This is a genomic window from Bordetella muralis, assembly GCF_054781015.1.
This window is the reverse complement of record NZ_BAAGVF010000003.1, coordinates 754228-766033: the sequence shown is the minus strand read 5'-3', so window position 1 is coordinate 766033 and position 11806 is coordinate 754228. Positions and strand designations below refer to the sequence as shown.

The following is an 11806-nucleotide window of genomic DNA, read 5'->3' as shown; positions in this document are numbered from 1 at the left end:
TTTCATATATCATATATTATAAAAACCAAAACGGACTCCCTAAAAAGTCCCACACACTCCCACATCAACGCATGGAGCGAGACAATGTTCAAAATCAAAAAAGAAGCCCCCACGCCGCGCCTTCGGCTTGCTGCCCCCCAAGGGGGCGTTTTTGCCTTGGGGCGGCCCGGCGTCAAAAAATTCACATTGGCACTGGGGTTATGCAGCGCGCTTTCAGTCACTACCGCATGGGCGGATATCAAAGTTGGCGCCCTGTTTCCGTTTAGCGGAGCCCTGGCGCTGTTAGGTCAGGAAAGCTATCGAGGCCTGGAGCTGGCGGTCAATGAGATCAATGCCGCAGGCGGCATCAACGGCGAAAAGATCGAAATCCTCAAGGCTGACGCGGTCGACCCGACCCAGGCAGTATCCGAGACCAAACGCCTGGTCTCCTCCGGTGTGGCGGCAGTCTTCGGCAGCTACGCATCTGGCATTTCCTATGCCGCATCACCGGTGACCGAACTCGCCGGCATCCCCTACTTCGAACTGGGCGCGACCGCGCACAAAATCACGACTCGCGGCTACAAGTACCTGTTCCGCAGCAATCCGAACACGGCGCTGTATGGGGTTGCAGTGATCGATGCCTTGCATGACATCGTCGCACCGGGGATGGGCCTGAACCCCAAAGACATCCGCATAGGCATCATTCACGAAGACGGCCCATACGGCACGGACGTCGCAGCCACCGAGAAAAAACGTGCCCAGGAGCTGGGCTATACCGTGGCAGAAGTCCTGCCCTACTCGGCCAAGACCGTCGATCTGTCGTCACTGATCTTGCGCCTGAAGGGCGCCAAGGTTGATGTCGTGCTGCAAACGGCTTATCAGAACGACGCGATCCTGTATTTCAGCCAGGCACGTGCTGGCGGGTTCAAACCCAAAGTCGTCATCGGCGCAGGCGGCGGCTATTCGCTGGCGGATACCGCAAAGGCCGTGGGCGCCGATATGAACGGCGTTTTTGATCTGGATTTCCCGCAATCCTCGATCAATCCGGCAGGCGCTCCGGGGCTGGACAAATTCCTGCAGGCCTATAAAACCACCTATAAAAGCGACCCGCAATCGGGCCACAGCCTGACCAACTACGTGGGCGCCAAGGCATTCTTCGAAGCCATCGGCAATGCCAAATCCACGGATCCCGAAAAAATCCGCGAGGCTGTGCTGGCCTATAAGAAACCCGCGGGACAAACCGCCAATGGCTGGGGCTTTGAGTTTGGCGAAGACGGCCAGAACAAGGCCTCCACGTTCTACGTGATGCAATGGCAGGACGGCAAACTCGTCACGATCGCGCCATCAAATCTCGCCCAAGGCAAGCCCATCTTTAACAAGTAAACGATTTGCCGCCGCGGCGCCGTTCAAAAGAAACGGCCCGCGGCTCTCAAGGAAATGCGGGACCGCCTCACGTTTCCTTGCCCCTCAAAAGCCTCCCGGTCCGCGCGGGACACCGGGAGGCTTCTCATCACAGAGGTTGCACAATGGACATTTTTGTTCAACTGGTCATCAATGGCCTGTTGCTAGGCGGCGCCTACACCATCATCAGTCTGGGGCTGACGCTGATATTCGGTGTGGTGCGAGTAGTGAATTTCGCGCACGGCGAATTCCTCATGATAGGCATGTACATGGTCTATCTGATCGCCACGCATTTCGGCGTGCACCCTTATGCCGGCCTGATTCCGGTTGCGGTGATTCTGTTTGCGCTGGGCGCAATGACACAAAAGGCGATTATTCAACCGCTGCTCAACGCCGATGAACATATACAGATCTTTGCCACGGTAGGCGTATCGACAATACTGCTGAACCTGGCCCTGGTGATCTTTGGCGCCAATGTCTATCGTGCCCCCGTAGAGCTCGGCACCACCACGATGAATGTCGGACCCTACACCGTGGTGACGGGGCAGTTGATCACCTTCATTATTGGCCTGACTCTGGCAGTGCTGCTGCATTTATTCATGCATCGCACCTACCTGGGCCGGGCACTGCGCGCCGTCGCACAGCATCGCTACGCTGCGATGCTGATGGGCGTCAACGTCCATACCGTCTATGCCATCGCTTTTGGACTGGGCACCGCATTTGTCGGGGTCGCCGCCGGACTGCTGGCGCCGCAGTATCCCGTTTTTCCCACAGTGGGAACCTATTTTGTCCTCACGGCATTTGTCATTGTGGTGCTCGGCGGATTAGGCAGTCTCTATGGTGCTGTGGTCGGCTCAATGATCCTCGGTGTCGTCGATACGCTGGCGGGCTATTACATCGCGCCCGACCTCAAAGAGGTTGTGTATTTCGGGATCTTTTTGTTGATCCTTGTCCTGCGTCCCACCGGCCTGTTTGGCATCGGCACAGAATAACAAGGAGCCCGCCGTGTTTCCCGATATCCGTCATCCCAAGGTTTACACCAGCCTCATCCTGTTCCTGGTGATGTTCCTCGTGCCTGTCATCATGGGCACGCCATTCTGGACCAATCTATTTGTCCTGTTGTTTGTCTATGCTTCGTTGTCCGTTGCCTGGAACATCGTAGGTGGTTATGCAGGCCAATTGTCGTTGGGCCATGCCGTGTTCTATGGCATAGGCGGCTATACCGCCACATTGTTGACGCAGAACTTTGGCATTACGCCCTGGATCGGCATGTTGACCGGCGCGCTGATTTCCGGCGTGGTCGCCATCGTGATTGCGTATCCCACACTGCGTCTGCGAGGCCCGTTCTTTGCCCTGGCGACGATCGCGATCCTCGAGGTCGTGCGGTTGCTCGTCATCCACGAAGAAAGCTGGACAGGTGGATCGAGCGGTATCAGTCTACCGTTGAACATCGGCTGGACCTGGATCGTCTTCCGCGAAAAAATCAATTACGTCATCATTGCGTTTTCGCTGTTCCTCTTTGTCGTCTGGGTATCCTGGTTCATACGCAAATCTCGCATAGGCCATTACCTCATCGCGATTCGCGAGCGCGAGGATGCGGCCCTCGCAGTCGGTATCCATACCGTACGTGTCAAGATCGTGGCAGCTGTGGTCTCTGCCATGCTGACCAGCCTGATCGGTACGTTCCACATCACCTATCTGACTTTTGTAGATCCGAGCTCGGCGTTCTCGTTGGATCTCTCCATACAGATTGCCATGTTTGCACTGATCGGAGGGCTGGGCACCGTAGGCGGCCCCATTGCCGGTACGTTCCTGGTGCTGCCGATTGCAGAGCTGGCCCGCGGCTGGCTCAGCAGTGTCGGCAGCGGCATGCACGGATTGATCTATGGCCTGATCCTGGTCGCGGTAGTGTTGACGATTCCGCGCGGTTTGGCTGGCGCGTTCGGCCCTGCGCTGGGGCGCCTGATGGCACGTCTGCCCTATCTCGGCACCCCAAAATCGAAACCGCCGATGCAGCATGGTCTGGCACACACGGACACGCCCCATCGCGGCGAGCCCGTCCTGCGCGCAGAGAACCTGTTCAAAAGTTTTGGCGGCCTATGTGCGACAAACGATGTGTCGCTGCAGCTGAATGAACGCGAGATTCTGGGCATGATAGGCCCGAACGGCGCGGGGAAAACCACGGTGTTCAACCTGCTATCCGGTTTCTTGTCGCCGGACAAAGGCTCGGTCACGCTGCGCGACAAGAACGGCAACTGGATATCGTGCAACACGCCAGACGCCTTTGCGCACCAAGGCCTGGGGCGCACCTTTCAGATTGCCAAGCCGTTCACCGGCCTGACCGTGCTGGAAAACATCATGCTGGGCGCGTTCATCAACACCCGTGATCGCGAGCAAGCCGAACAAATCGCCTTGTCCGTCGCCGAACAGACGGATTTGCTAAAGCACCTGAACACAGAAGCCCGCAGCCTGACCGTGGGGGGCATGAAACGCCTGGAAATCGCCCGCGCATTGGCCACACGGCCACGGATACTGTTGCTGGATGAAGTCATGGCAGGGCTCAATCCCACCGACATCGAAAAAGCCATTCAAATGATCAAGCGCATTCGCGATTCCGGCGTATCAGTGCTATTGATCGAGCACATGATGCAGGCCACGATGGCGCTGTCTGATCGCATCATTGTCCTGAACGAAGGCGCCGTACTCGTGACGGGCTCCCCTAAAGAAGTCGTCGAGAATCCCGCTGTGATCGAAGCCTATCTCGGCAAGGAGTACCAAGATGCTTAAGGTATCGAACCTGACCTCGGGCTATGGCAAGACTCAGGTCCTGAATGGATTGGACTTTGAAGTCCATGCCGGTGAAATCGTCACGCTGATCGGCGCGAACGGCGCGGGCAAGACCACGACCTTGAAAACCCTGTGCGGCGTCATTGGCAGCACGGCGGGCAAAGTGGAATTCGAGGGCCGAGACCTCACCAATCTGACGCCCTATGACATTGTCGATGCCGGCATCACCATGATTCCCGAGGGCCGCCAGCTATTTCCCCATTTCACCGTGCGTGACAACCTGCTGATGGGGTCGTACAAACGTGCGGCCAGGCCGATTGTGAATCGCAAGCTGGAAGAAGTCCTCACCATTTTTCCCCGCGTCAAGGAGAGGCTGAGTCAATACGCCGGCTCACTGTCCGGCGGCGAACAGCAGATGGTGGCGATTGCACGGGGCATGATGGCTGACCCGAAACTGCTGGTGTTTGACGAGCCATCGCTCGGCCTGTCGCCGTTGCTGGTGCAACAGATGTTCGACACGATCCGCAACGTCACCTCGCATGGCATGACCGTGTTGCTGGTCGAACAAAATGTGTTTCGCACCCTGCGCCTGGCAGATCGCGGCTATGTCCTGGAGAATGGCGCCATTGTCCTTTCTGGCACTGGCGAAGAACTGCTGGTCAATCCTCACGTGAAGAAAGCCTATCTGGGCCACTGATCGTCAATCTTTTTCCTATAAGGACCGGTGTCATGGCGCTGAACTGCACCTATATCGACCACGGCAAGGGCGGCACGCCCGATTGCATGAAAATAGCCACCCGCCCCATGGAGGAACCCCAGGGACGGCAGGTCTTGATCGAAGTCGCATACGCTGGCGTCAATCGCCCCGATATCCTGCAACGTGCGGGCTCGTACCCTCCGCCGCCCGGCGCATCGCCTCACCTGGGCCTGGAGATCTCTGGCCGCATCATTGCCATAGGCCCAGATGTACGCGATCGACGTGTCGATGACGTCGTATGTGCACTGACGCCCGGAGGCGGTTACGCGCAATATTGCCTGACCGACGAACGGCAATGCCTGCCCATCCCAAAGGGCCTGGACTTGTTGCACGCAGCGGCGATTCCAGAAAACTACTTCACGGTGTGGACCAACGTATTCGAACGCGCGGCGTTAAAACCCGGAGAGACATTGTTGGTGCACGGTGGATCCAGTGGCATTGGCCTGACAGCAATCCAATTGGCGCACGCCTTGGGGTCCACTGTATGGACCACGGTAGGCAACGCCGACAAGGCCGCGGCCTGCACAAAAGCCGGCGCCGATCACACGATCCAATATCGCGACCAGGACTTTGAAAAAGTGCTGAGCGAGGTCACGCAAGGCAAGGGAGTCGATGTCATTCTGGATATGGTCGGCGGCGACTATATCAACAAGAACCTGCGCAGCCTGGCGCTGAACGGCCGCCTGGTACAGATCGCCTTTCTGGAGGGCAGCAAGGCGCAGATCGACGCCATGCCTATCATGCTGAAGCGATTGTCATTCACCGGCTCCACACTGCGCCCCAGAACCGACGAGGACAAAGCGGCTATCGGCCAGGCACTGCAGGAGCGCGTCTTTCCCCTGATGGAATCGGGCCGTTGCCTGCCATTGATTCATCAGGTGTTCACGCTGGACCAAGTCGTTCAGGCGCACGAACTGATGGAAAGCAGCAAGCATATTGGCAAGATCATGCTAAAGATCAAGGACTGACCATCATGCGTTTTAACGATCAGATTGCGATCGTGACCGGCGCCGTGGGCGGCATCGGCAGCGCCATCGTCGAGGGGCTATTGGCCGAAGGTGCCCAGGTAGGCTTGATCGATGCCAATGCGGCGGCGGGGCAGGAATATGCCGACAAGCTGCGTGAACAAGGAAACCGCGTCCACTTTGTGCAGGCAGATGTTTCGCAGTTTGAACAATGCCAGGCGGCTTATGAAACCATTACGGCTGCACTCGGTGCGGCGACGATTCTGGTCAACAATGTCGGGATTTCTCCCAAGACGAATGGCCGTGCATTGAATGTCTGGGAAATGGCCCCTCAGGAATGGGACAAGGTCGTGGATGTGAATCTCAACAGCGTGTTCTACATGACGCGGTTGGCCACGCCCTACATGGTTCAGCAAAATACCGGCCGCATCGTCAATATGTCGTCAGTCGCAGGCCGGGCGTATTGCGATATCGTCGCGGCACACTACGCTGCGACCAAAGCAGCACTGATCGGCCTGACTCGCCATTGGGCAGCCGAACTAGGCCCATATCAGGTCACCGTCAATGCGCTGGCGCCCGGGCGTATCGCCACGCCCCTGTTAAAGACGGTCCCTCAGGAAATCAACGATGCCGTGGTCAAGGTCACCGCGTTGGGCCGCCTGGGTACCCCCCAGGAAGTGGCCGATGCATGCCTCTATTTCGCATCCGATCAAGCCCGTTTCGTCACAGGCCAAGTACTGGATGTCGCCGGTGGATGGCTGATGACATAACACTGCCCGTGACTGCATCGAGCCGTACGGGATCGGTTCACGGCCTTATATCCCGCGCGGCCGCCACCGCAAGACAAACGTTTCTACGAACGATACGACGCCAATCGGGCCGATGCATTTTGCAGATGAGTACTGGCCGCCTGCGCGGCCTGCTCTGCATCGCCTGCCTCGATCGCGTTAAAGATAGCCTCGTGTTCGGCCTGCACCTGCCACATTAAATCGTGTGAAAGATTACGTGTGTTCTTGCGCGCCGTGCGTATGAGCCTGCGGACTTGCCCATCCAGAAACCCGGCAAAAGCGATGAAATGCTGATTGTGACTGGCCAGCACAATAGACCTGTGAAACTGCCCGTCCTCTTCTGTCCCGTCGGCCAGCTCTCGCGTGGCATCGTAGAGCCGCTCATAGCATTGGCGAATACGTTGCAAGTCATCAGGCGTACGGCGTTGTGCAGCCAAACGCGTCGCTGACACCTCCACGGACAACAGGAACTCGAACAACGCATCGATCTCGTCGCCGTTGCCCATGTTCGTATCCAGGCGGAATACATTGCTGCCATGCGGATTGACGAACTGTCCCCTGCCCTGTTGCGAGATGATCAGGCCATCCGATTTCAGCATGAAGATCGCCTCGCGGATCACTGGCCGGCTCACGCCATAGGTCGATGCCAACGCCGCCTCTGACGGCAACTTATGGTTTTCATCGACGATGTCACCCTGAAAAATCGCCTCGCGCAAACGATCGGCGACCTCGCTCGGCAAGGTTGCCGGGCGAGGAATCAGGCTCTCTCGCAAAGGATCTGGCAACACTACGGGATCATCCTGAGACATACAGTCCACCATTGACGTGCAAGACCTCGGCAGTAATAAAGCTGGCATCATCGCTGCACAAGAACGCCACGACCGACGCGACCTCGTGGGCCTGCCCCAGGCGCTTTGCGATGGATTGATCGATAGACTCGGCCGCGCGAGTTTTCAGCAATGCCGAGGTCATCGGGGTTTCGATGATACCAGGCGAAACCGCATTGACACGTGTGCGTGGCCCCAGCTCGCGTGCGATGCTGCGCGTAAAGCTCAACAGCGCCCCTTTTGAGGCGCTGTAGTGTGCGTTGTAGAACGCGCCTCGATGCGCCGCCATAGAGCTCAGATTCACAATCGCACTGTTCTCGCGCAGTAACGGCACCAGCCTGCGGGTCAGGTAAAACACCCCATCCAGATTCACCGCCAGTGTGCGCCGCCATTGTTCATCTGTCATCTGCGCCAACGGCTCGGCCAGATAGATGCCCGCACATGACACCAGAAAATCAACGCCCCCAAACGTGTGCTCAATCTCACTCGCCGCCCGAGCGGCCGATTGCGCATCGGATAAATCTGCGGCAAAGGTGGCAATGGCCGGTGAATGGGCTGCCTCAGTGCCGTTCTGCAAGCTCGCGGCAACGGCCTCCAGCCTGCCCTGATCCAGATCCAACAGGAACACATTGGCGCCGGAACGAAAGAAGCGTTCCGCCACGGCACGTCCAATACCGCCTGCCGCTCCCGTCACCACCAATGTGCGCCCCGAAAAATCGTAGATAGCCATGATGCAACCCCTTATTGATATTCAGACCAGCATGGCCCAGGGTTGCTCGATGTATCGTGTATAGCGGCTCAACCATTGGGCCGCCAGTGCGCCGTCAATCGCACGGTGATCGACCGACAGCGTGCATTTCAGTACAGGTTCGATGCAGAGCTGATCATCCACCACTACCGGGGCACGCTGCACTGTGCCGACTGCGAGAATAGCGGATTGAGGGGGGTTGATGATGGCGCTGAAACGAGACACGCCATACATGCCTAGATTGCTGATACTGAACGCGCCGCCCTGATACTCGTGGGGCGACAACGCATCATCACGTGCCCGTTGCGCCAATGTACGCACCGTCTGGCTGATTTCGGTCAGAGACATTTTTTTTACCTGTCGCAGCACCGGTGTATACAGTCCTTTGTCAGTTGACACCGCGACACTGATATCGACATCGCGATAACACAGCATGTCCTCCTCTGTCCACGTGACATTCATCTCAGGCAAGTCTCTCAACGCGCAAGCCGCAGCCTTGATGATCAAATCGTTGATCGAGATTTTTCCCTCTATCGAGCCATTGATTTGATCCCGCACGCTCAGCAATGCTCCGGCGCGGCATTCTGCATCGAGATAAAAGTGCGGCACCGTGGCTTTGCTTTCCGACAAACGCCGCGCGATGGTCTTGCGCATCTTGGAATGCGGCACACGAACGACGGCATTCGGAATAGCGGCAGGGTGCTCACCTGGCCCGCTTCGTACATTGTTCCCTATAGCCGTGCCGCCCTCTGCCTGTGCAGCAGGCTGCGATGCAGCCTGTGGCAGATCACGTTTCACCACACGCCCATTTGGACCCGAACCCTGCACACCGCCCAAGTCAATACCGCGCTCGGCCGCCAAGCGGCGCGCCAAAGGACTGGCGAACTGCCGATGTTGAGCGCTCTCTGCTGCCTGCATGGGCGCAGTCTGCGGTTTTGAATCTGCAGCGTCCGCGGCAAACGAAACACCCTCGGCCGAAAGAGAAGCCAACAGCGCCTGAGCTTGCACCTCCGATTCACCATTTTCCAATAACACCGCAACGGCAGCCCCCACGGCGACATCTCGCCCCGCCGGCGCAAGGATATGCGACAACGTTCCATCATGTTCGGCCACGAGGTCTACCGTCGCCTTGTCGGTCTCTATCAGCGCCAAGGTATCCCCTGCACGTACGGAGGCACCGCTATCGACTTCCCACGACAAGAGCGTCGCGGACTCGGCATTTGCAGCGATTTCAGGCATACGGACAACACTGGCCATTATGCGGCTCCTTTTTGCTGCATGACACAACGCAACCCTTCGATGACCTCTTGCGTCCGTGCGGCGGCGGCACGCTCCAGCACTTTGGAAATACTGGGCGCGGCCTCGCCCCCTGTCACACGCTGTACAGGCTGATCCAGCCAATCAAAAAAACGGCGCTGGATCTCATCGGACAGCCACGCGCCATACGAGGTCCCGCGCGCGCCCTGCTCGACGATGAGCACATTGTTTGTCTTTCGAATACTTTCCCCCACCGTCTCCCAATCCAGGCTGGCACGATCCAGCCAGCGCAGATCAATCAAATCGGCTGATATGCCGGTCTCGTCTAAAGCCTCGGCGGCATGCTGGACCATAGATAAATACGTGATGACCGTCAGCTCGGTCCCGCTTCGACGCACACAGGCTCGGCCTACAGGCAAACAATAGTCGTAATCATCGACCGGCCCCAGGGCCGTGGCGTTGTATAGATCGACATGCTCGATGACCAATACCGGGTCCTTGCAGCGCAGCGCCGTATTCATCAACCCGACATAATCAAACGGCGTGGACGGCGCAACAATGCGCCACCCCGGGCTGGTAGCAAAGATACCCGCAGGGTCCATCGAATGCTGCGAACCATATCCCGTTCCCATTGCGACCTTGGTGCGCAACACGAGCGGCACATCGCTATCGCCGCCAAACATATGACGTACCTTGCCGATCTGATTGAAGACCTGATCGGCAGCCACCCACATGAAATCGGGGTACATGAACTCGACCACCGGCTTATAGCGGCCGTCCAGCGCCATCCCGCCGGCCAAGCCGACAAAGGCATTTTCACTGATGGGCGTACCCAGGCATCGATCCGGATACAACTGGCTCAAACCACGGGTCGCACCGTTGGTACCTCCTTTCAGGCGATGGACGTCTTCGCCCATCACGACCACTGACGCGTCCTGCTGCATGCGGCGCGCCATCACATCGGCCACGACGTCGATAAATTTGCGATCGGACACCGCGACATGATTCGATCCATCAGCGCTGCCCGGAAAACCGCTCGCCTCCTCTACCATGTCCGGCTCGGCAGCGTAGCGCACATCCTGCATTTCAGAGAGATCCCCCAGAATACCCACATCGCGAAAATCCGGACTGGGCCACAACTCGGCGCGTATCTGGCGCTTGCCAGCTTGACGCGTGGCAGTGCCGTTGGCGCCAGAGACATTTCGCGCCTCATCGCCCCGTGCGGCCTGCCCCTCTAGAACCGTCAAGGCCTGTACCGCGTCATCCATGGCCGCCTTGACGCGATCATGCAAGGCCTGTACATCCGATTCCGTCAACAGTCCGCGCGCCGTCATACGGCGCGCCAGCAACGACAACGGGTCACGCTGGCGCCACGCGGCTTCTTCTTCCTTTGTGCGATAACCAAAAGCACTGCCTGCATAGGGGCCGTTCTGATGAAAGAATCGATACACGTCTGCCTCGACAATCGTCGGCCCCTGCCCCGAGCGCATATGTGCCAATGCCTGCTGCATGGCCACATGCACCGCCAACGGGTCCATGCCGTCGACCTTCCAACTCGGGATATTGAACGCCGAGCCGCGTGACGACAATCGCGTCTCCGCTGTACTGTCCTCGATCGCCGTCGAGACCGCATAGCGATTGTTTTCGATAAAAAAGCACAGCGGCAGTTTCCAGGCAGCTGCCAGGTTCATCGTCTCCAGCACCGAACCGATGTTGACCGCGCCATCACCAAAGTAGGTAATCATGACATCGTCCGTACCGGCGTGGCGATAGGCCCAGGCCTGGCCCGCAGCCATCGGCACACCACCCCCCACAATGGCATTCGTGCCTAGCGCGCCGGCCTCAGCCCAACGCAAATGCATAGACCCGCCACGTCCACGGCAATACCCTTGTGCCAGGCCCAGAATCTCTGCCAACGCTTTCTGCAGCAGACTCTGCACGGCCGCATCGATTTCCGCTTTCGGATCGATTCCGTGCGGATGGATATACGCCAACGCTTTCGACAAAAACTGATGATGCCCCCGATGCGAGCCGTTGACGCCATCACTCGCTTTCAGGCCCACGATGGATCCTGCCGCACCGCCTTCTTGGCCGATACTTGAGTGGGCCGGACCATGCACCAGACCCTGCGCCGCCAGATCCAGTACAGTTTCCTCGAACCCTCTTATCAGCGCACAATGCGCCAGCAAGGTACCCAGCAATTGCGGGTCAGCCTCATCCCAATCCTGATCTGTCGTTGTCAATTCCCACCAGGGAGACTGAGGAGTCAAGCGGCAAAGTTCAGACATAAGCGTGAT

The 11806-nt window shown here is 58.1% G+C and carries 10 protein-coding genes; 6 read left to right on the top strand and 4 right to left on the bottom strand.

Features of this window, described 5'->3' with window-relative positions:
- Nucleotides 1-84: 84 nt before the first annotated feature.
- The 6 genes from ACYVIT_RS08540 (at nucleotide 85) to ACYVIT_RS08515 (ending at nucleotide 6659) form a co-directional block, all read left to right on the top strand.
- A complete protein-coding gene (locus ACYVIT_RS08540) occupies nucleotides 85-1362 on the top strand; it encodes an ABC transporter substrate-binding protein (RefSeq protein WP_415806631.1) in 1278 nt (425 codons plus the stop codon).
- A gap of 143 nt (nucleotides 1363-1505) precedes the next feature.
- Nucleotides 1506-2372, top strand: a complete 867-nt coding sequence (locus tag ACYVIT_RS08535) for a branched-chain amino acid ABC transporter permease (RefSeq protein WP_415806630.1) — start codon at nucleotides 1506-1508, stop codon at nucleotides 2370-2372.
- A 13-nt stretch (nucleotides 2373-2385) separates the two neighbouring features.
- The gene (locus ACYVIT_RS08530; protein ID WP_415806629.1) at nucleotides 2386-4167 is read left to right on the top strand and encodes a branched-chain amino acid ABC transporter ATP-binding protein/permease; all 1782 of its coding nucleotides are present in this window, start codon (nucleotides 2386-2388) and stop codon (nucleotides 4165-4167) included.
- A complete protein-coding gene (locus ACYVIT_RS08525) occupies nucleotides 4160-4864 on the top strand; it encodes an ABC transporter ATP-binding protein (RefSeq protein ID WP_415806628.1) in 705 nt (234 codons plus the stop codon). Before ACYVIT_RS08530 ends, ACYVIT_RS08525 begins: the two co-directional genes overlap by 8 nt.
- A gap of 32 nt (nucleotides 4865-4896) precedes the next feature.
- Nucleotides 4897-5892, top strand: coding sequence for an NAD(P)H-quinone oxidoreductase (locus ACYVIT_RS08520; RefSeq protein WP_415806627.1), 996 nt, complete (start codon nucleotides 4897-4899; stop codon nucleotides 5890-5892).
- Between the two features lie 5 nt (nucleotides 5893-5897).
- Nucleotides 5898-6659 carry an SDR family oxidoreductase gene (locus ACYVIT_RS08515; protein WP_415806626.1) on the top strand — a complete coding sequence of 254 codons (762 nt, stop codon included), beginning with the start codon at nucleotides 5898-5900 and terminating at the stop codon, nucleotides 6657-6659.
- 83 nt (nucleotides 6660-6742) lie between these two features.
- On the opposite strand, the gene ACYVIT_RS08510 is transcribed toward ACYVIT_RS08515, so the two are convergent.
- From ACYVIT_RS08510 to ACYVIT_RS08495, 4 genes are read right to left on the bottom strand one after another with little or no spacing between them, the layout of a single operon-like run.
- Nucleotides 6743-7486: a FadR/GntR family transcriptional regulator gene (locus tag ACYVIT_RS08510; protein WP_415806625.1), complete on the bottom strand. Its 744-nt coding sequence runs from the start codon at nucleotides 7484-7486 to the stop codon at nucleotides 6743-6745.
- Nucleotides 7473-8234 (bottom strand): SDR family NAD(P)-dependent oxidoreductase, encoded by a 762-nt coding sequence (locus ACYVIT_RS08505; RefSeq protein ID WP_415806624.1) that lies wholly within the window; start codon nucleotides 8232-8234, stop codon nucleotides 7473-7475. Before ACYVIT_RS08505 ends, ACYVIT_RS08510 begins: the two co-directional genes overlap by 14 nt.
- A 21-nt stretch (nucleotides 8235-8255) precedes the next feature.
- Nucleotides 8256-9509, bottom strand: coding sequence for a 2-oxo acid dehydrogenase subunit E2 (locus ACYVIT_RS08500; RefSeq protein WP_415806623.1), 1254 nt, complete (start codon nucleotides 9507-9509; stop codon nucleotides 8256-8258).
- Nucleotides 9509-11797, bottom strand: a complete 2289-nt coding sequence (locus tag ACYVIT_RS08495; RefSeq protein ID WP_415806622.1) for an alpha-ketoacid dehydrogenase subunit alpha/beta — start codon at nucleotides 11795-11797, stop codon at nucleotides 9509-9511. The genes ACYVIT_RS08500 and ACYVIT_RS08495 overlap by 1 nt, the downstream gene beginning before the upstream one ends.
- Between the last annotated feature and the right edge of the window lie 9 nt (nucleotides 11798-11806).

Bases quoted from the DNA above. Each gene is read 5' to 3' on its own strand.
- ACYVIT_RS08540 (WP_415806631.1), top strand. From the start codon at position 85: ATGTTCAAAATCAAAAAAGAAGCCCCCACGCCGCGCCTTCGGCTTGCT.
- ACYVIT_RS08535 (WP_415806630.1), top strand. From the start codon at position 1,506: ATGGACATTTTTGTTCAACTGGTCATCAATGGCCTGTTGCTAGGCGGC.
- ACYVIT_RS08525 (WP_415806628.1), top strand. From the start codon at position 4,160: ATGCTTAAGGTATCGAACCTGACCTCGGGCTATGGCAAGACTCAGGTC.
- ACYVIT_RS08520 (WP_415806627.1), top strand. From the start codon at position 4,897: ATGGCGCTGAACTGCACCTATATCGACCACGGCAAGGGCGGCACGCCC.
- ACYVIT_RS08515 (WP_415806626.1), top strand. From the start codon at position 5,898: ATGCGTTTTAACGATCAGATTGCGATCGTGACCGGCGCCGTGGGCGGC.
- ACYVIT_RS08510 (WP_415806625.1), bottom strand. From the start codon at position 7,486: ATGTCTCAGGATGATCCCGTAGTGTTGCCAGATCCTTTGCGAGAGAGC.
- ACYVIT_RS08505 (WP_415806624.1), bottom strand. From the start codon at position 8,234: ATGGCTATCTACGATTTTTCGGGGCGCACATTGGTGGTGACGGGAGCG.
- ACYVIT_RS08500 (WP_415806623.1), bottom strand. From the start codon at position 9,509: ATGGCCAGTGTTGTCCGTATGCCTGAAATCGCTGCAAATGCCGAGTCC.
- ACYVIT_RS08495 (WP_415806622.1), bottom strand. From the start codon at position 11,797: ATGTCTGAACTTTGCCGCTTGACTCCTCAGTCTCCCTGGTGGGAATTG.